The 20080-nt window shown below is 76.9% G+C and carries 8 protein-coding genes; 3 read left to right on the top strand and 5 right to left on the bottom strand.

Annotated elements, in window-relative coordinates; translation table 11 throughout:
* The first annotated feature begins 60 nt into the window (after positions 1-60).
* Positions 61-822, top strand: a complete 762-nt coding sequence (locus tag ACQP1P_RS26280; protein ID WP_433073823.1) for a thioesterase II family protein — start codon at positions 61-63, stop codon at positions 820-822.
* 45 nt (positions 823-867) lie between these two features.
* On the opposite strand, the gene ACQP1P_RS26285 is transcribed toward ACQP1P_RS26280, so the two are convergent.
* From ACQP1P_RS26285 to ACQP1P_RS26295, 3 genes are read right to left on the bottom strand one after another with little or no spacing between them, the layout of a single operon-like run.
* Positions 868-1758 carry an SAM-dependent methyltransferase gene (locus tag ACQP1P_RS26285; RefSeq protein ID WP_433073826.1) on the bottom strand — a complete coding sequence of 297 codons (891 nt, stop codon included), beginning with the start codon at positions 1756-1758 and terminating at the stop codon, positions 868-870.
* 29 nt (positions 1759-1787) lie between these two features.
* Positions 1788-3377, bottom strand: coding sequence for a bifunctional 3-(3-hydroxy-phenyl)propionate/3-hydroxycinnamic acid hydroxylase (locus ACQP1P_RS26290; RefSeq protein WP_433073829.1), 1590 nt, complete (start codon positions 3375-3377; stop codon positions 1788-1790).
* Positions 3378-3394: 17 nt separating this feature from the next.
* The gene (locus ACQP1P_RS26295) at positions 3395-16480 is read right to left on the bottom strand and encodes an SDR family NAD(P)-dependent oxidoreductase (protein ID WP_433073832.1); all 13086 of its coding nucleotides are present in this window, start codon (positions 16478-16480) and stop codon (positions 3395-3397) included.
* A 205-nt stretch (positions 16481-16685) separates the two neighbouring features.
* Here ACQP1P_RS26295 and ACQP1P_RS26300 point away from each other — a divergent pair, with 205 nt between their 5' ends.
* Both ACQP1P_RS26300 and ACQP1P_RS26305 read left to right on the top strand, forming a co-directional pair.
* On the top strand, positions 16686-17300 hold the full coding sequence (locus ACQP1P_RS26300; RefSeq protein WP_433073835.1) for a hypothetical protein: 615 nt from the start codon (positions 16686-16688) through the stop codon (positions 17298-17300).
* A 2-nt stretch (positions 17301-17302) separates the two neighbouring features.
* On the top strand, positions 17303-18340 hold the full coding sequence (locus ACQP1P_RS26305; protein WP_433090133.1) for a 3-dehydroquinate synthase family protein: 1038 nt from the start codon (positions 17303-17305) through the stop codon (positions 18338-18340).
* Here ACQP1P_RS26305 and ACQP1P_RS26310 read toward each other — a convergent pair.
* Positions 18325-18969: an HAD-IA family hydrolase gene (locus tag ACQP1P_RS26310; RefSeq protein ID WP_433073838.1), complete on the bottom strand. Its 645-nt coding sequence runs from the start codon at positions 18967-18969 to the stop codon at positions 18325-18327. The two genes, ACQP1P_RS26305 and ACQP1P_RS26310, sit on opposite strands and share 16 nt — an antisense overlap.
* 13 nt (positions 18970-18982) lie before the next feature.
* On the bottom strand, positions 18983-20077 hold the full coding sequence (locus ACQP1P_RS26315) for a Gfo/Idh/MocA family protein (protein ID WP_433073841.1): 1095 nt from the start codon (positions 20075-20077) through the stop codon (positions 18983-18985).
* Positions 20078-20080 lie beyond the last annotated feature (3 nt).

Raw genomic sequence — 20080 nt, forward strand, 5'->3', positions numbered from 1 at the left:
GGATGACACGATCGAGAGTAGGGGTTGGGCCGGTGGCGCGGCCGCCCTACGATCGGGCGCATGACGACGCCCCAGCTCGACACCGGCCTGTGGGCGCGGACCTACCACCCGGCGGCCGCGGGAGCGCCCCGGCTGGTCTGTCTGCCGCACGCCGGTGGCTCGGCGAGCTTCTACTTCCCGGTCTCGCGCACCCTCGCCCCGGCGATCGAGGTCGTCGCGATCCAGTACCCGGGTCGCCAGGACCGCCGCCTCGAGCCCTGCGTCCCCGACCTGCCCGAGCTGGCCCGGCTGGTGTTCGGAGTCCTCAGGCCCATGACCGACCGCCCGCTGGCCCTGTTCGGGCACAGCATGGGCGCCAGCCTCGCCTTCGAGGTGGCCCGGCTGCTGGAGCAGGAGGCGGGCGTCGTGCCCGTGCGGCTCTACGCGTCCGGCCGGCGCGCCCCGTCGCGGTTCCGGCACGAGACGGTGCACCTGCTCGACGACGCCGGACTGCTCGCGGACGTCAAGCGCCTCAGCGGTACCGATGCCGCCATCCTCGGCGACGAGGAGCTGCTGCGGATGGCGCTGCCCGCGATCCGCAACGACTACAAGGCGGCCGAGACCTACAAGTACGAGCCGGGTCCCCCGCTCACGTGCCCGATCACGGTCTTCACCGGCGCCGACGACCCGAAGACGACCCCGGAAGAGGCCGGCGCGTGGGCCGGGCACACCACCGGTGAGACGGAGCTGAAGGTCTTCCCCGGCGGGCACTTCTTCCTGACCCGGCACCAGGGCGAGATCCTCGGCACCATCCGGCGCCAGGTGACGGGCTCCGCCACGTGACGCGCCCGGCCGGCTGACGATCGGGTCGCCAGCCGGCCGGCACGATCACTCCGGCTTGCGGGCCACCGCGATCACGTAGTCGAGCAGGTCCAGCTCCTGGCGCATGACGTCCTGGCCGGACCAGTGCCGCACCACGCCCTTGTGCAGCGCCTTGCCGAGCTCGCGGCGGTACTCCTCGTCGTCCACGCGCCCGGCCATGTACTGCCGCCACGGCTCGTACACCTTCTCGCGGATCGACTCGACGGTCACGTCGGCGAATCCGGCCTCGGTGAGCTGCTTGGCGTAGGTGCTGCCGTCGTGCCAGTTCTCGTCGGGCAGGCTGAACTTCAGGAAGCTCAGCGGCCCCGACTTGAACGCCATCCGCGGGGTGGCGCCGTCGATCGGGATGATGTCGGCGACGGCGAGCACGCCGCCGGGGCGCAGGACGCGGTACGCCTCCCGGAAGAAGGCGCTGCGCGGGTGGAAGTGGAACGCCGACTCGAGCGCCACCACCCGGTCGAAGCTCTCCGGCTCGAACGAGGTCGACAGCGCCGAGCCGAGCTGGAAGTCCAGCCGGTCCGCGACGCCCTCGGCCTCGGCCCGCGCCCGGGCCGCCTCGACGTGGTGCGGGGTGATGTTCAGCCCGGTGATCCGGCCGACCTCGCGCTCGCGCAGCCACAGGAAGTCCTGGTCGCCGTAGCCGAAGCCGGCGTCGAGCACCGTGTCGCCGGCGCGCAGCTCCGCGGCCTCGCCGAGCTTGCGCGCCAGGGCCTCGCCGGCCGTGTCGAGCGTGGTGGCCTCGCCGTCCCAGAAGCCGACGTTCATGTAGCGCGTGGAGCGGCCCAGGAACTCGACCTGGGGCTCCTGGATCAGGTAGAAGCGCTGGACGCGTAACTCCGGGTCCTTGGTCGCCACGGCCCGCACCGCCCGGCGCAGGATCTTGAGGTTCTCGAACACCGTTGGGGTGCCCCTCTCTCACAAAGGGATCAGTGCGCCGATGAGAGCTGTCGCCGCAGGTCGTCCACGACGTCCGGCAGCCCGTCGGCGTCGGCGGCGCCGAAGATGTGGAAGTCCGGCCGCACGAGCACGCCCGCCGCCGGCATCGCGGCCAGCCACGGCCCGAGCACGTCGTCGAGGTCGGCGACGGTGGCCTCGTCCGCGGCCGCGGAGGCGCCCGGCGGGGCCAGGCGCAGCAGGGTCGCGCCGATGGAGTCCAGGAACGACACCCGCTCCGGGCCCAGCAGGACGGCCGGGTCGCCGGTGGCGAGCACGACGAAGCCGGGCCCGCTCAGCTCGTCGAAGAGGCCGACCTTGCCGGCGCGGCTCACCCGCGCGATCGGCGTGAGGTGCCCGGCCGTGCCCTCGGGACCGCCGGCGTGCAGCACCCCCTCGGTCAGCGGCTCGACCAGCGTGCGCGACATCCCCTGGACGGCGCCGCGGCGGCGGGCCGCCAGCAGGGTGCCGTCGCGGGTGACCGCCGCGCGGCGGTTGGTCTCGCAGATCACCTTGCCCGACTCCATCGACATCGCGATGGCGTGCTGGACGTGGGCGCGTCGTTCGGACTCGTACGAGTCCAGCAGCTCGGCCCCGGACACCCCGCGCAGGATCAGGTCGAGGCGCCAGGTGAGGCTGATCGCGTCGCGGAACCCGGAGCTCATCCCCTGGCCCATGAACGGCGGCATGACGTGGGCCGCGTCGCCGGCCAGCAGCACCCGGCCCCGCCGCCAGCGCTCGGCGTAGCAGGCCTGCGTGGTGTAGACCCCGAAGCGGTCGAGGGTGGCGTTGTGCGGGCCGATGTCGAACAGGCTCAGCAGGCGCCAGGCCGACGCCTCGGTGGCGAAGTCCTCGTACGACTCGGAGGGCACGCGCATGAACTCCCACCGGCGGTGCCCGGGGCCGGCCGAGACCGCGGTGCGGGGCCGGGCCGGGTCGCACACCTGCAGGTTGTTGGGCTTGAACGCGCGGGCCTCGTGCAACACGACGTCGCAGACGAGCCAGTCGTGGGTGAAGCCGAGATCGTGCTGCGCCGCGTCGATGGCCCCGCGGACGAAGCTGTTGGCGCCGTCGCAGCCGATGACGTACCGGGCCGTGAGCGTCGTGCTCGTGCCGTCGCCGCGGCGCACCTCGGCCTCGACGCGGTCGGCGTGCTCGGTCAGCGCGACGACCTCCTGGCCGCGGCGGACCTCGACGGTCGGCAGCCCCGCGGCCCGCTCGGCCAGCAGCGCCTCGAGCCCGGGCTGGTACACCGACGTCGAGTCGGCCCAGCCGAGCCCGTCCCGCTCGGGCACGTCGACGTGCAGCAGCGTCCGGCCGGCGGCGTTCTTGAACGTGTAGTCGCGCGACGGCTCGGTCACCTCGCCCACCCGGTCGCCGATGCCGGCGGCGGCCAGGATGCGGGCCGCCTCGGCGTCGTAGGAGACGGCCCGCGGCATCGTGTACGGCGCCGGCCACCGCTCCACGACGGTGACCCGCAGGCCCCGCTGGGCGAGCAGGATCGTGAGCACCTGCCCGACCGGCCCGAAGCCGACCACCACCGCGTCGGCGTCCACGTCCGGCAGCGCGTCGTCGTCCCTCATGGTGCCCCCGTTCTCGGTCATGACAGCCCGAGCTCGTCGTCGATCAGCGCGAACAGCTCGTCGTCGGTCGCCTGCTCCAGGTCGACGTCGGCCTCGGCCGCGCCCGCCGCCAGCCAGCGCGCGGCGAGCGCCTCGAGGCGGGCCGCGACCGCCTCGCGCATCCCCGGGTCCACGGACGCGCGCTCCAGCCGGTCGAGCTCGTCCAGGATCGATGGCTCGGGCGCGGCGGCGACCGGGACGAGCTCGGCCTGCAGGTGCCGGGCCAGTGCGGTCGGGTCCGGGTGGTCGTAGATGAGCGTGGCCGGCAGCCGGACCGCGGTCGCCCGGGTCAGCCGGTTGCGCAGCTCGACCGCGGTCAGCGAGTCGAACCCGACCTGGCTGAACGCCTTCACCGGGTCGATGTCCTCGGCGGTGCCGTGGCCGAGCACGGCGGCCGCCTCGGCCCGCACGAGCTCCAGCAGGCGGCCGAGCTGGACCGAGGCCGGCAGCCCGGCGAGCCGGTCGGCCAGGCCCGCGGCCCCGGCCGGGCCGCCGGCGGTGGGCCGGGCGGCGGGCCGGCGCGCCACGAGCCCGCCGAGCAGCGCCGGCACCCGGGCCCCGGCCGCCGGGCGGCGCAGCGCCGCGAGGTCGAGCCGGGTGGGCACGAGCAGCGGCGCCGACGTGCGCAGGGCCGCGTCGAACAGGTCGAGGCCGAGCCCGGTCGGCAGGGCGAGCAGGCCGGCGCGGGCGGCCCGGGCCCGGTCGATCTCGCCGAGCCCGGCGGTCATCGCGCTCGGCTGCTCCCACAGGCCCCAGGCCAGCGACCGGGCCGGGCGGCCCGCGGCCCGCCGGTCGGCGGCGAGGGCGTCGGTGAACGCGTTGGCGGCCGCGTAGTTGGCCTGGCCGGCGACGCCGAAGATGCCGGCGCCGGAGGAGAAGACGACGAACTCGGCCAGGTCCAGGTCGCGGGTCTGCTCGTGCAGGTGCCAGGCCCCGTCGAGCTTCGGCCCGAAGACCGCGTCGAGGCGGGCCGGGTCCAGGGCGGTCACCGGGGCGTCGTCGAGGCGACCGGCGGCGTGCACGACGGCGGTCAGCGGGCGCCCGGCGGGCACGGCGGCGAGCATCGCGGCCACGCCGGCCGGGTCGGCGACGTCACCGGCGACGACGGTGACCTCGGCGCCGAGGGCGCGCAGCCGGTCGCGCAGCTCGGCGGCGGCGGGCGCGCCGGGGCCCTGCCGGCTGCCGAGCACCAGCGACCGGATGCCGTGGCCGGTGACGAGCCGCTCGGCGACCAGCCCGCCGAGCAGGCCGGTGCCGCCGGTGATGAGGACGGTGCCGTCCGGGTCGAGCGGGCGGGGCAGGGTGAGGACGACCTTGCCCACGTGGCGGGCCTGGCTGAGGTGGCGGAACGCGTCCGGCGCCCGGCGCACGTCCCAGCTCGCGACCGGCAGCGGCGCCAGCTCGCCCCGCTCCAGCCGGTCGACCACGTCGAGCAGCAGCTCCTGCAGGCGCGGCACGCCCGCGTCGGCCGTCTCGAAGGCGCGGTAGTCCACGCCGGGGTGCCGGGCCGCGACCTCGCCCGGCTCGCGCCGGTCGGTCTTGCCCATCTCGACGAACCGGCCGCCCCGGGGCAGCAGCCGCAGGGAGGCGTCGACGAAGTCCCCGGCGAGGGAGTTGAGCACGACGTCGACGCCGCGGCCGCCGGTGGCCGCGAGGAAGCGGTCCTCGAACTCCAGGGTCCGGGAGGAGGCGATGTGCTCCTCGTCCAGGCCGAGCCCACGCAGGACCGGCCACTTGTCGGGGCTCGCGGTGGCGTAGACCTCGGCGCCGCGGGCCTGGGCGAGGCCGATGGCGGCCATACCCACGCCCCCGGCCCCGGCGTGCACGAGCACCGCCTCGCCCGGTCGCAGGGCGGCGAGGTCGAACAGGCCGTAGGCGGCGGTCAGGAACACCACCGGGGTCGCGGCGGCGCGGGCCCAGTCCCAGCCGGGCGGGACGGGCACGAGCAGGCCGCGCTCGGTGACGGCGAGCGTGGCGAACGAGCCGGCGAAGACGCCCAGGACCCGGTCGCCGGGGCGCAGGTCGGCCACGGCGGCGCCGACCTCGGTGACGACGCCGGCCCCCTCGCCGCCGAGCAGGCCCGCGTCGCCCGGGTACATGCCGAGGGCGTTGAGCACGTCGCGGAAGTTGACGCCGGCGGCGCGCAGCGCGACCCGGACCTCGGTCGGGCCGAGGGGGGCCAGGCCGGGATCGTGCGGTACGAGCGCCAGGTTCTCCAGCGTCCCCCGGCCCAGCGAGTCCAGCCGCCAGGGCCCGGTGCCGGGCGGCGGGACCAGCTCGGGACCGGGCTCGGCGCGGGCGAGCCGCGGGGCGAACAGCTGCTCGCCGCGGACGGCCAGCTGGGGCTCCTGGGCCGCCAGCACCGTGTCGAGCAGGTCGCCGTCGAGCGCGTCGGGGCGGTCCAGGTCGAGCAGGACGAACCGGTCCGGGTGCTCGGTCTGGGCCGAGCGCAGCAGCCCCCACACGGTGGCGAGGGCGGCGTCGACGGGCTCGCCGGCCCGGGTCGCCACGGCGTGCTCGGTCGCCACGACCAGCGTCGACGCGTCGGCGGCGGGGTCGTCCAGCCACTCCTGCACCCGGGCGAGGGCCGCGGCGGCCGCCAGCCGGGCGCGCGCGGGCGTGCCGGCGGCGGTGTCGGCCGCGATGTGCACGGTCGTCGCGGCGGCGCTCACGGCCGGCGCCGCCGGGCGGGGCAGCGGCGTCCAGTCCACGACGAAGAGCGAGTCGGCGACGCCGGGCGCGGTGGTGGTGAGGGCGTCGGCGGCGGCCGGGCGCAGCGCGAGGGACGTCACCGTGGCGACCGGCGCCCCGGCCTCGTCGGCGAGCTGGACGGACATCGCGTGCTCGCCCGCCGGAACCGCCCGGACCCGCACCGTGGTCGCGCCGGTGGCGTGCAGGGCGACGCCGCTCCACGCGAAGGGCAGCATGACCCGGCCGGGTTCGGCGCGGCCGACACCGGCGAAGGTGGCCGCGTGCAGCGCGGCGTCCAGCAGCGCCGGGTGCAGCCCGAAGCCGTCGGCGGGCGCGTGCAGCTGGGCCTCGGCGAAGACCTCGTCACCGCGGATCCACACGGCCCGCAGGCCCTGGAACGCCGGGCCGTACTCGTAGCCGGCCTCGGCCTGGCGCGGGTAGAACTGCTCGGCGTCGGCCGGGCGGGCGCCGAGCGGCGGCCAGGTCGCGAGGTCGAAGCCGGGCGCGGGTGCGCTCGGCGCGAGCAGGCCGGCGGCGTGGCGGGTCCACGGGTCGTCGGGCCGGGCGTCGGCGGGCCGGGAGTGGACGGTCACGGGGCGCCGGCCGGTGTCGTCGGGGGCGGCCACGGCGACCTGCAGGCGCACGGCGGCGTCGCCGTCCAGCGTGAGGGGCGCCTCGACGACGAGCTCGTCCAGCGCGCCGAAGCCGAGCTCGTCGCCGGCCCGCACGGCCAGCTCCACGAACGCGGTCCCCGGCACGAGGGTCCGGCCGAGCACGACGTGGTCGGCGAGCCAGGGCTGCAGGCGGCGGGAGACGCGCCCGGTGAGCAGCAGGCCGTCGGTGCCGGCGACGGTGACCGACGCGGTCAGCACCGGGTGGTCGAGGCCGGTGAGGCCCGCGGCGGCCACCTCGCCGGCGGCGGCCGAAGCGGTCGGCCAGGAGCGCGTGCTCGGCCAGTATCGGCGGTGCTCGAACGCGTAGGTCGGCAGGTCCACGAGCCGGCCGGTCACGGGCCAGTCGATCCGCACGCCCCGCACGTGCAGGTCGGCGGCCGAGCGCAGCACCCGTTCGAGGCCGCCGTCGTCGCGCCGGAGCGTACCGGTGGCGACGGCGTCCTCGTGCCGGGCGGCCTCGGCGGTGTCGGCGATGGGCCGGGTCAGCACCGGGTGGGGGCTCGCCTCGACGAACACGCGGTAGCCCTGGTCCAGCAGGTCCTCGACGGAGCGCTGGAACTCCACGGGGCGGCGCAGGTTGCGGTACCAGTAGCCGGCGTCCAGCGTGGACGTGTCGGCCCAGGCCGCCTCGACGGTGGAGTAGAACGGCAGCTCGGCCCGGCGGGGACGGACCCCGGCCAGGGCGTCGAGCAGGTCGGCCTCGATGCGCTGCACGGCCGGCGAGTGGGAGGCGTAGTCGACGGGGATGCGGCGGGCGCGGCCGTCGAAGCCGGCCAGCAGCTCCTCGACGGCCTCGGCCTCGCCGGCCACGACCACCGAGCCGGGCCCGTTGACGGCGGCGATGGACAGCCGGCCGTCCCAGGCGGCGAGGTGGGTCCGGACCTCGTCGGCGGGCATCGGCAGCGAGACCATGCCGCCGCCCCCGGCCAGGGCGGCCAGCGCGCGGCTGCGGCGGGCGACGACCATCGCGGCGTCCTCGAGCGACAGGGCGCCGGCGACGCACGCGGCGGCGATCTCGCCCTGGGAGTGGCCGATGACCGCCGCGGGTTCGACGCCGAGCGACCGCCACACCTCGACGAGGGAGACCATCATCGCGAACAGCGCGGGCTGGACGACGTCGACCCGCTCCAGCAGGTCGGGCTCGGCGCGGCCGCGGACCACGTCGTCGAGGGACCAGTCGACGTGCGGGGCGAGCGCGGCGGCGCACTGGGCCATCCGCCCGGCGAAGACCGGTGAGGTGTCGAGCAGCTCGGCGGCCATGCCGGTCCACTGCGAGCCCTGCCCGGGGAAGACGAAGACGGCGCCCCGGGTGGACGGTTCGACGCGGCCGAGCGCGACGGCGGCGGACGGGGTGCCGCCGGCCAGGGAGGCCAGGCCGGCCAGCAGGTCGCCGCCGACGATGGTGGCCCGGTGCTCCAGCGCGGCCCGGCCCAGCAGGGTGTGCGCGACGTCGCGGGGGTGCGGATCCGGCTCGGCGCCGAGCCACGCGTGCAGCCGCCGGGCCTGCGCGGCCAGCCCGTCGGCGGTGCGCGCCGACAGCGTCCACGGGACCGGGGCCCCGGCCTCGGGCCCGGCGGGCCGCTCGGAGGGCTCCGGGGCGGGGACGTGCTCGATGATGACGTGGGCGTTGGTGCCGCTGATGCCGAACGAGGAGATCCCGGCCCGGCGGGGGCCGGTGGAGGGCCACGGCCGGGCCTCGGTCGCCAGCTCCACCGCGCCGGCCGACCAGTCGACGTGCGAGCTCGGCGTGTCCGCGTGCAGGGTCGCCGGGACGACCCCCGCCCGCATGGCGAGGACCATCTTCATGACGCCCGCGATCCCGGCGGCGGCCTGGGTGTGCCCGATGTTCGACTTGACCGAGCCGAGCAGCACGGGGGCCGAGCGCTCCTGGCCGTAGGTGGCGATGAGCGCCTGCGCCTCGATCGGGTCGCCCAGCGGCGTGCCGGTGCCGTGCGCCTCGACCGCGTCGACGTCGGACGGGGCCAGCCCGGCGCTGGCGAGGGCCTGGCGGATGACGCGCTCCTGGGACGGGCCGTTCGGGGCGGTGAGCCCGTTCGAGGCGCCGTCGGAGTTGACGGCCGAGCCGCGCACGAGGGCGAGCACCGGGTGCCCGAGCCGGCGCGCCTCGGAGAGCCGTTCGAGCACGACGAGCCCGGCGCCCTCGGCCATCCCGAACCCGTCGGCGGCGTCGGAGAAGGCCCGGCACCGCCCGTCCGGCGACAGGCCGCGCTGGCGGCTGAAGCCCACCAGCCCGGACGGGCTCGACATGAACGAGACGCCGCCGGCCAGGGCGAGGTCGCACTCCCCCAGCCGCAGCGACTGGGCGGCGAGGTGCAGCGCGACGAGCGAGGACGAGCAGGCGGTGTCGACGGTGACGGCCGGGCCCTCCAGTCCCAGCGCGTAGGCGACGCGGCCGGACAGCACGCTGCCGGACGAGCCCGTGAGCAGGTGCCCGTCGTCGGCCTCGTCGCCGCCCGCGGCCTGGGCCGCGTAGTCCTGCCCGTGCGTGCCGACGAAGACGCCGGTGCGGCTCGCGGCCAGCGCGGTCGCGTCGAGCCCGGCGCGTTCCAGGGCCTCCCAGGCGACCTCGAGCAGGTGGCGCTGCTGGGGGTCCATGGCGATCGCCTCGCGCGGGCTGATGCCGAAGAACCCGGCGTCGAAGTCGGCGATCCCGTCCAGGAACCCGCCGGAGCGCACGTAGGTCCGCCCGGCCACCCCCGGCTCGGGGTCGAAGATGGCGTCGAGGTCCCAGCCGCGGTCGGCGGGGACGGGGCCGATGGCGTCGCCGCCCGCGGCGACCAGGTCCCACAGCTGCTCGGGCGAGCCGACACCGCCGGGGAAGCGGCAGGCCATGGCCACGATCGCGATCGGCTCGCCGGTCACCGCCCGGGGCGCGTCGGGCGCCGCCGGCGCGGCGGCGTCGCCGAGGAGCCGGTGGCGCAGGTGCCCGGCGAGCAGCAGCGGGGTCGGATGGTTGAAGATCGTGGTGCCGGGCAGCCGCAGGCCGGTGCCGGCGCTGAGCCGCTGGCCGAGCTCGACCGCCATGAGCGAGTCGAAGCCGGCGTCCTTGAACGCGCGGGCGGGGACGATCCGCTCGGGTCCGGCGTGGCCCAGTACGACGGCGGCGTTGGTGCGAACGAGGTCGAGCAGCAGGGCGGTGCCCTCGTCCTCGTCCATGGCCCGCAGCTTCTCCACCAGCGGATCGTCCTGCCGCACGACCGGGGCGAGCTCGCGCAGCAGGGCCGCCCCGGCGTCGAGGGCGGCGTGGTCGAGGTCGATGGCGATGACGTGCGGCCGGTCGGCGCGCAGGGCGGCGTCGAGCAGGCGCAGGCCGGCCGCGTCGCTCAGGGCGCGGGTGCCGGCGCGGGCGGCGCGGGCCACGTCGACGTCGCGGAGCCGGCCGCCCATGCCGGCCGCCTGCTCCCACAGCCCCCAGGCGATGGTGACGGCCGGCAGCCCGAGGGCGCGGCGGTGCGCGGCGAGGGCGTCGAGGAATGTGTTGGCGGCGGCGTAGTTGCCCTGGCCGGGCCCGCCGAGCGTGGAGGACGCGGAGGAGAACAGCACGAAGGCGGCCAGGTCGAGCCCGGCGGTCAGCTCGTGCAGGTGCCAGGCGCCGTCGACCTTCGGGCGCAGGACCGGGTCCCAGCGCTCGTCGCCGAGGTTGGCCACCACGGCGTCGTCGACCACGCCGGCGGCGTGCACGACGGCGACGAGCCGGTCGCGGACGGGCTCGATCGCGGCCGCGAGGGTCGCCCGGTCGGCCACGTCGCCGGCGACCACGCTCACCCGCACGCCCGTGTCGATCAGGTCCCGCACCCAGGGCTCGGTGGTGCCGCGGCGGGACACCAGGACCAGCTCGGCGACGCCGTACTCGGCGACGAGATGCGCGGCGACGAGCCGGCCGAGGCCGCCGGTGCCGCCGGTGACGAGCACGGCGCCGCCCGCGAGCTTCGGGGCGTGGCCGCCGGTGCCGCTCAGCGGGCGCAGGCGGGCGGCGACCAGCCGCCCCTCGCGGACGGCCAGCCAGGGTTCGTCCGCGGGCAGCACCGGGTCCGTGCCGGCCTCCAGCAGCCCGAACCGGCCCGGGTGCTCGGCCTGGGCGCAGTGCACCAGGCCCGGCACCGTGGCCTGGGCCGGGTCGGCGGGGTCGACGGCGATCACCAGGCGCCCGTGGTCGTGCTCGGTGAGCCACCGCTGGATCGCGGCGAGCACCCGGCGGCCGGTCTCCCGCGCCCGCTGCGGCAGCGGGCCGTCGGCGGGGGGCTCGGCCCGCAGGAGCGTCGCCGGCTCGGTGCCGGACGGCACCGGCGCCCAGCCGATCTCGTAGAGCCCGCCCCGGCGCTCGGCCGGGCCGGTCTCCGGCAGCCAGAACCGGGTGCGCTGGAACGCGTAGGTCGGCAGCGGCACCCTACGGCCGCGGCCCTCGTGGAGGGCGGCCCAGTCGACGGCGACCCCGCGCACGTGCAGCCGGCCGAGCGCGGCGAGCAGGTCGGCCACCTCGGTGCCGCCGTCGCGCAGCGCGGCCACGAAGGCGAGGTCGCCGGCGTCGCAGTCGGGGCCGAGGGCGGTGAGCACGCCGCCCGGGCCGACCTCGAGGACGGTGGTGACGCCGAGCCCGGGCAGCGCGCGGACGCCGTCGAGGAAGCGGACCGCCTCGCGGGCGTGCCGGGACCAGTACCGCGGGTCCGCGAGCAGCCCCGCGCCGGCCACGGCGCCGGTCACGTTGGACACCAGCGCCAGCTCGGCGGGGCGCACGGTGAGGCCGGCCGCGACCTCGGCGAGCGCGTCGAGCATCGGGTCCATGCGGGCCGAGTGGAACGCGTGCGACACCTGCAGCCGCCGGGTCCGCCGGCCCTCGGCCCGCAGCCGGGTGGCCACGGCGAGCACCGCGTCCTCGTCGCCGGAGATGACCGTCGCCCGCGGCCCGTTGACCGCGGCGATGCTCACCCGCTCGGAGAGCAGCGGGGCGACCTCATCCTCGGCCGCCTCGACGGCGACCATCGCGCCGCCGGCGGGCAGGGCCTGCATGAGCCGGCCGCGGGCGGTGACCAGGCGGGCCGCGTCCGGCAGCGAGAGGATCCCGGCGGCGTGGGCGGCGGCGAGCTCGCCGACGGAGTGCCCGCCGACGACGTCCGGCGTCACGCCCCACGACGCGAGGAGCCGGAACAGGGCGACCTCGAGCGCGAAGAGCCCGGCCTGGGTGAACTCGGTCTGGTCGAGCAGGGAGCCGTCGCGCACGACGTCGGCGAGGCGCGGGTCGAGCAGCGCGCAGGCCTCGTCGAAGGCGGCGGCGTACACCGGGAAGCGCTCGTACAGCTCCCGGCCCATCCCGGCGCGCTGGCTGCCCTGGCCGGTGAAGAGCACGGCGAGGCGGCCCGGCTCGGCGGCCCCGGTGACCAGCCCGGGCGCGGGCCGGTCGGCGGCGAGCGCGGCCAGGGCGTCCCGGTCGCCCCCGGCCACGACGGCCCGGTGCGTGAGCGCGGCCCGGGTGGTGGCCAGGGAGAAGCCGATGTCGGCGGCGGGCCGCTCGTCCGCCCAGGCGAGCAGCCGGCCGGCCTGGGCGCGCAGCCCCTCGGGCGAGGCCGCGGAGAGCAGCCAGGGCAGGACGTCGAACTGGGGTTCGGCGGAGGGTTCGGCAGGGGGTTCGGCAGGGGGTTCGGCAGGGGGTTCGGCAGGGGGTTCGGCGGGCGGCGCGGGCACCGGGTCCGGGGGCGACTCGAGGATCACGTGGGCGTTGGTGCCGCTGACGCCGAACGAGGAGACGGCGGCGCGGCGCGGGCGGCCGGCGTCGGGCCACTCGCGGGCCTCGGTCAGCAGCCGTACCGCCCCGGCCGACCAGTCGACCTCGCGGGTCGGCTCGTCCACGTGGATCGTGCGCGGCAGCACGCCGTGGCGCATGGCGAGGACCATCTTGATGACGCCGGCGGCCCCGGCCGCGGCCTGGACGTGGCCGATGTTGGACTTGAGCGAGCCGAGCCACAGCGGAGTGTCCCGGCCCTGGCCGTAGGTGGCGATGAGCGCCTGGGCCTCGATCGGGTCGCCGAGGCGGGTGCCGGTGCCGTGCGCCTCGACGGCGTCGACGTCGGCCGCGGTGAGCCGGGCGGCGGCTAGGGCGCGGCGGATCACCCGCTGCTGCGCGGGGCCGCTGGGCGCGGTGAGGCCGTTGGAGGCGCCGTCCTGGTTGATCGCCGAGCCGCGCAGCACCGCGAGCACGGGATGGCCGAGCCGCTGGGCGTCGGAGAGGCGCTCCAGCAGCAGCACGGCGACGCCCTCCGACCAGGCCGTACCGTCGGCGCCCTGCGCGAACGCCTTGCAGCGCCCGTCCGGGGACAGGCCACGCTGCCGGGAGAACTCGACGAAGACCTGCGGGCTCGCCATCACCGCGACCCCGCCGGCCAGCGCCAGCGAGCACTCGCCGGCCCGCAGCGCCTGCGCGGCCAGGTGCAGGGAGACCAGCGACGACGAGCACGCGGTGTCGACGCTGATCGCCGGGCCCTCCAGGCCGAGCGCGTAGGCGACCCGCCCGGAGGCGACGCTGCCCGCGGTGCCGGTGCCGAGGTACCCCTCCAGCTCCCCGGCCTCGACCCCGGCGGCGTAGTCGTGGTGCATGACGCCGAAGAAGACGCCGGTCGGGCTCCCCCGCAGCGCGGTCGGGTCGATCCCGGCGCGCTCGACCGTCTCCCACGACGTCTCCAGCAGCAGCCGCTGCTGCGGGTCCATGGCGAGGGCCTCGCGCGGCGAGATGCCGAAGAACTCGGCGTCGAAGTCGGCGGCGTCGTAGAGGAACCCGCCGAGCTGGGTCGCGCTCGCCCCGTCGCGCAGGCGCGCGAGGTCCCAGCCGCGGTCGGCCGGGAACTCGCCGATGGCGTCGCCGCCGCGCGCGACGAGGTCCCACAGCTCGTCCGGGCTGCTCACGCCGCCGGGCAGCCGGCAGCCCAGGGCGACGATGGCCACCGGCGAGTCGGCGGGCGGCGGGGGCTCGTCGAGGTCCCGTTCGACCGTGGCGTCGCCCAGCAGCAGGCGGGCCAGGTGCTCGGCGAGCAGCGCCGGCGTCGGGTAGTCGAAGGCCAGGGTCGACGGCAGCGCGAGGCCGGTCTCGGCCCGGATCCGGTCGCGCAGCTGGACGACCTGCAGGGAGGTGAAGCCGAGCGCCTTGAACGGGCGGTCGGCATCGGTACCGTGCGCGGCCGGCAGGACCGCGTCCGCGCACGCGTGCACGAGCTGCCGCAGGGTGTGCCGGCGCTGGACGGCGGGCTGGCCGCGCAGCCGGTCCCGCAGCGCCTCGCCGTCGCCGCTGCGGGGCCGGGGTACGCCGGCCGGGCCGCGCCGCAGCAGGGCCGCCGCCGGGCCGGTCGGGGTCGCGCCGGTCGGCCACCCGGTGGCGGCCGTCGCGCCGGTGAGCAGCGCGGCGTCGAACAGTGCCCGGCCCTCCCGGGTGGACGGGTCGCCGGCGAAGGCGAGGCCGTTGGGGTGCCGCGCGGCGATCCCGCGCGCGTAGGCCTCGGCCGCGACCAGATCCGCGTCCGCGGCCGATCCCCGCAGACCGGTGAGCGAGGTGAGCACGATGAGCCGGCTCTCGGCGGGGACCTCGCGCGCGGTCGCGGCGATGCGCCAGGCCTCGTCCGCGTCGCCGCCGACGGCGACGACGACGGTCGGGACGGTCCCGTCCAGCGCGTAGGCCCGCTCGAGGTGGCCGGACAAGGCCGTGCCGGCGCCGATGGCCCGCACCGGGCCCAGCGGTGCCGAGGCCGCCGCGGTCGAGCGGGCCGGGACCAGGCGGGGTGCGCGGCGGACGCCCCCGCGCACCGCGACCTGCGGCTCGTCGCCGACGATCAGCGGGGCCGGGTCGGTGCCGGGTTCGAGGTCGAGCAGCCGCAGGCGGTCGGGGTGCTCGGCCTGCAGCAGGCGCAGCCAGCTCCAGGCGGGCGCGTACACCGGGTCGTGGATCGGCTCGCCCGGCGTCGTGGCGACCGCCCCGCGGGTGACGATCACGAGCCGCTCGGCCGCGAGCCGGTGCTCGACGTGGGCGCGCAGGGCGGCGTTGGCCGCGCGGACGTGCTCCGGGGTGGGCGGGGCGCCCGCGCCGTCGGCGAGCACGACGGTCCACTGTGCACCGTCGTCGGGGCGCGCCGGGCCGACCTCGGTCCACGAGTCGAGCAGGAGCCGGTCGTGCTGGCCGCCGGCGACGGCGAGCAGGCGGGCGGGCCGGTCGAGCAGGGCCAGCCGGGTCACCTTGCCCGAGGCCGTGCGCGGGACGGCCGCGATGGCGTAGAGCTCCTCGGGCACCTTGAAGTAGGACAGGCGCTCGCGGGCGGCGGCGAACAGCGCGGCGGGGTCGACGCCCTCGGGGCCGGGCACCACGAACGCCACCGGCACCTCCCCGAGGGCCTCGTGCGGCCGGCCGGTCGCGGCCACGTCGGCGACGCCGGGCACGCCGCGCAGCGCCTCCTCGATCTCGCCCGGGTGGATGTTCTCCCCGCCGCGGATGATGAGCTCGCGCAGCCGGCCGACGACGGTGAGGTGGCCGGCCTCGTCGCGGCGGGCGAGGTCGCCGGTGTGGTACCACCCGTCGCGCAGCGCCGCCGCGGTCGCCTCGGGCTGGTTGTGGTAGCCGAGCATCACGCTGGGGCTGCGGACCCAGACCTCGCCCTCGACCCCGGCCGGCACGTCCGCGCCGGTCTCGGGGTCGACCAGCCGCACGTCGACGCCGGGCACGGGCAGGCCGCAGGAGCCCTCGACCCGCGGGCCGGTGGGCCGGTTGACGGCGATCGAGCCGCACGTCTCGGTGCTGCCGTACGCGTCCAGCAGCGGCACCCCGAACGTCTCGTCGAAGGCGCGGCGCAGCGCGGCCGTGGTGATCGCCCCGCCGACGAGGCACATGCGCAGCTCGGGCGCGGCGAAGCCGGACTCCCGGGCCGCCTCGACCAGGTAGTGGTAGAGCGTGGGCACGCCGGCGAGGAAGGTCGCGGCGTCCTCGCGGACCGCGGCGAGGACGTCGTCGGCGGAGAGCCCGTCGACGATCCGGGCGGTGGCCCCGACCGCGGTGACGCTCAGCACGCAGGCGATGTGCGAGAGGCTGTGGAACAGCGGCAGCGGCCACACCACGCGGTCGTCCGCCGACAGGCCCGGGATCGGCACGTAGCAGGCGGCGACCGAGTACAGGCAGCTCGCCTGCGTGGAGAGCACGCCCTTGGGGCGCCCGGTGGTGCCGGAGGTGTAGAGCATCCAGGCCGGCTCGTCGAGCGCGAGGTCGTCCGGCGGGGGCGCCGCGGGCTCGGCCGTGGCCAGCGCCTCGAAGTCGTCCCCCACGAGCACGATCCGGCGCCCGCCCGCGACCCGGCGGACCTGGTCCAGGCGGGCCTCGTCGGTGATGACGAGCACCGCGCCGGAGTCTTCGAGGAGGTACTCGAGCTCCGAGTCGGTCGAGCGCGGGTTCAGCGGCACCCCGATCGCCGCGGCCCGCACGAGCGCGAGGTAGCTCTCCACCGTCTCGACCCGGTTGCCGAGGTAGATGACGGCCCGATCACCGCGCCCCAGCCCGAGGGCGACGAGGTTCCCGGCGAGCGAGAAGGTCCGCCGCTCCAGCTCGCCGTAGGTGACGACGCGGCGGGCGTCGCGGAACGCGGCCTTGGCTCCGAACCGGCGGCCGTGCTCGCGCAGCAGTTCGGTGATCGGCCGGATCAACTCGGTTCGCAGCATGTTCACCACATCCGTCGGTCGGGCCGGGCCGGGCCGTTCACAGTCTTGGTTCGCGGGCGGGGGGCCGGTACCCCTGCCGACCCCTAGCCGCGCCCGAGACTTTTGGGGATCTCCTGGCCACGGGCGGCGGGTTAGGGTCGGTCATCACGCTGGGACGACCCGAGGGCGGCCGCGGATGGCGCGAAGCTGGTGGTACGCCCGACTGTTGCGTCCGGCGGGCGGCGACGACGAGGCGTTGCTGGAGCTGATCCCGCACACCGTGGCCAGGCTGCGGGAGGCCGATCCCGGCGCCCACTGGGCCTACCGGCGCGAGGCGTACGGCTTCGAGCTGCGCTTCCTCTGCGGCGCGCGGGCGGCCCGGCGCCTCGGCCTGAGCGTCGCGCCCGTCGCCGCGGGCGATGGGCCCGCGCATCCCGAGCTGTCCACCATCGCCAGCGACCTGGCGCTCGCGCTCGCCCGCCGCGGCGAGCCGTCCGCCGACACGGCGCTGCCGATCGCCGTGCGGCACCTGCGGACGACCGCCGGGCTGATCGCGCCCGGCGAGCGGCGCCCGTTCCTCTTCGAATGCTGGCGGTACTGGTCGGCCGGCCTCGGATCCGGAGTGCGGCTCAAGCTCATGGCCCTCGCCGAGCAGCCGGTGCCGGAGCCCTGCGCGGACGACTCGTGGACCGAGTACCACCGGGCGCTCGCCGGGCTCGGCGAGGTGACCGGGCCCATGAAGTACACCCTCTTCCGCCTCGCCGACGGCACCCTCAACCGGCTGGGCGTCCCGCGCGCCGACCAGGCGCTCGCGGCCCTCGTGGTGCGGAGGCTCCCGTGACGATCCGGACCGTCACCGTCGAACTCGGCGCGCGCGCCTACGACGTGCACATCGGACCCGGCGCCCGGCACCGGCTCGCCGGCGTGATCGCCGCGATCGGCGCCCGCCGGGTGGCCGTCGTCTCCGCCCGCCCGCCCGAGGTGGTGCCCGAGACGGGGGTGCCGACCCACGTCGTGGCCGCCCGCGACGGCGAGCCGGACAAGACCCTCGCGCAGGTCGAGCGCCTCTGCCGGGAGTTCGCCGGCTTCGGCCTGACCCGCTCCGACGCCGTGGTGTCGCTCGGCGGCGGCACCACCACCGACACCGTCGGGCTCGCCGCGGCGCTCTACCACCGCGGCGTCGCCGTCGTGCACCTGCCGACCACGCTGCTGGCGCAGGTCGACGCGAGCGTGGGCGGCAAGACGGCGGTGAACCTGCCCGAGGGCAAGAACCTCGTGGGGGCCTACTGGCAGCCGAGCGCGGTGCTGTGCGACACCGACCTGCTGGCGACGCTCCCGGCCCGCGAATGGGTCAACGGCTACGGCGAGATCGCGCGCTGCCACTTCATCGGCGCCGGCGACCTGCGCGGGCTCGAGGTCGTCGAGCAGATCGCCGCGAGCGTCGGGCTGAAGGCGTCGGTCGTCGCGGCCGACGAGCGCGACGGCGGCCTGCGGCACATCCTCAACTACGGGCACACGCTCGGTCATGCCCTGGAGCTCACCACCGGCTTCGCGCTGCGCCACGGCGAGGCGGTCGGCGTCGGCACCGTCTTCGCCGGCCGCCTCGCCGGGCACCTGGGCCGCATCGGCCCGCAGCGGGTCGCGGAGCACGAGGCGGTCGTCGCGAGCTACGGGCTGCAGACCGGCCTGCCGGACGGCGCCGACGCGGACGCGCTCGTCGCGGTCATGCGGGCCGACAAGAAGGCGACGTCCGGGTCGGAGGGTGGGCTGACCTTCGTGCTGGACGGCCCCGGCGGCGTCGAGCTGGTGCGCGACGTGCCGGAGCCGGCCGTGCGGGCGGCGCTGGCCGCGATGCCCCGGGCGGCCTACCAGCCGCAGTAGGTCAGCAGGTCCTTGGGCTTGTAGAGCACCGCGTCGGGCTCGGCGGCCAGCAGCTCCGCCTCGTCGCTCTCGCCCCACAGCGCGGCGATCGCGGCGACGTTCGCGCCCCGGGCGCTGCTGATGTCGGTGACCGCGTCGCCGACCATGACCGCGTTCGCGGCCGGGACGCCGAGCAGGGCCAGGGCGTGCAGCACGATGTCGGGGGCCGGCTTCGGGTTGGCCACCTCGTCCGAGCCGATCACGTGGTCGAACAGGTGCAGCACGCCGAGCTGCTCCAGCAGGGACCGGGCGCGCTCGCCGCTCTTGCCGGTCGCGATCGCGGTGCCGAGGCCGCGCTCGCGCAGCTCCTGCACCATCTCCTCGACGCCGTCGAAGAGCGGCACGCGGTGCGCGAGCCGGTAGCTCTCGCGCACGAACGGCTCCTGCATGGCCAGCGGCAGGCCCATGATGCGCATGATGTCGGGGAAGTAGCGGCCGAGGTGCTTGTTGTACTCGGCGAACGGGGCCGGGCCGGGGCCGACGACCTCGGCGTAGGCGACGGTGAACGCCTCGCGCATGACCTCGGTGCTGTCGACCAGCACCCCGTCGAGGTCGAAGACGACGGCACGGATCTCAGGACTGTTCAGCATCAGGCCACCACCATCATCGGCCGGCCGCGACCGGCGCCGGCGTCTGCATCAGCGTGCGGACCACCCCGGCCGAGGCGTAGATGCGCTCGATCGCGGCGATGGTCCTCGTCGTCTCGTCGATCGCACGACCACGGTTGCCCGGATCGGCCAGGAGCGCGGGCAGCGCGGCCAGCTGCCGGTCGTACTCGGTGCCGATCGGCTCGGCGGGCAGGGCCACCGGCGCCGCCTCGCCCGCGCGCAGGCAGGTGAGCTCGGAGTCGCCGGCCCGGTTCGGGCTGAACCCGAAGGTGCAGCGCAGGGTCGCGGTGCCGGCGCTGCCTTCGACCTTGACGACCGTGCCGTCCAGCGCCTCGTGCGAGCCCCAGCTCACCCGCAGCGACACCGACACGCCGTCGCCGTTGACCAGGAAGCCGCGCGCGGTGTCCTCCACGTCGCCGGGGGGAGCCGCCGCGGCGGGGGCGTCGCCCCGCCAGCCGGCGTTCCAGGTGCCCGAGGCGATGAAGTCGTCGGAGACGGTGCCGATGACCTGCACGAAGTCGGTGCCGCCGATGAGCGGGCCGACCACGTCGAACAGGTGCCAGCCGAGGTCGACGAGGGCGCCGCCGCCGGCCAGGCCGCGATCGGTGAACCAGCCGCCGGCGCCGGGAATGCCCCGGGCCCGGACCCACGCGATGTCCACGTGCCGGATGCGCCCGAGCGAGCCCGCGAGGCCGTGCAGCGCCTGGATGTCGGCGCGGTACCGCGCGGCGCTGCCCGCGAGCAGGACGGCCCCGCCGGCCCGCTCGGCCGTGGCGAGCCGCTGCGCCTCCGCGCTGGTGAGGCAGACGGGCTTCTCCAGGAAGACCGGAATCCCCTTGCCGAGCACCGCGCACGCCACGTCGCAGTGCAGATGGTTCGGTACCGCCACCACCGCCAGGTCCACCAGCGCCGTGTCGAGCTCCTCGACGGTCGCGAACGCCGAGGCCGCCGGGTGGGCCTCGACGGCGGCGGCACGGGCCCCCGGGTCGGGGTCGACCACCGCCGTCACCGCGAAGGCCGGATCGGCGGCCAGCCGCGGTAGCCAGATGGACCGTCCGGCCCACCCGAGACCGATTACCGCCGTGCGCACCGG

Source organism: Dactylosporangium sp. CA-052675 (genome assembly GCF_050947935.1).
In the GTDB taxonomy this organism is placed as follows: Bacteria; Actinomycetota; Actinomycetes; order Mycobacteriales; family Micromonosporaceae; genus Dactylosporangium.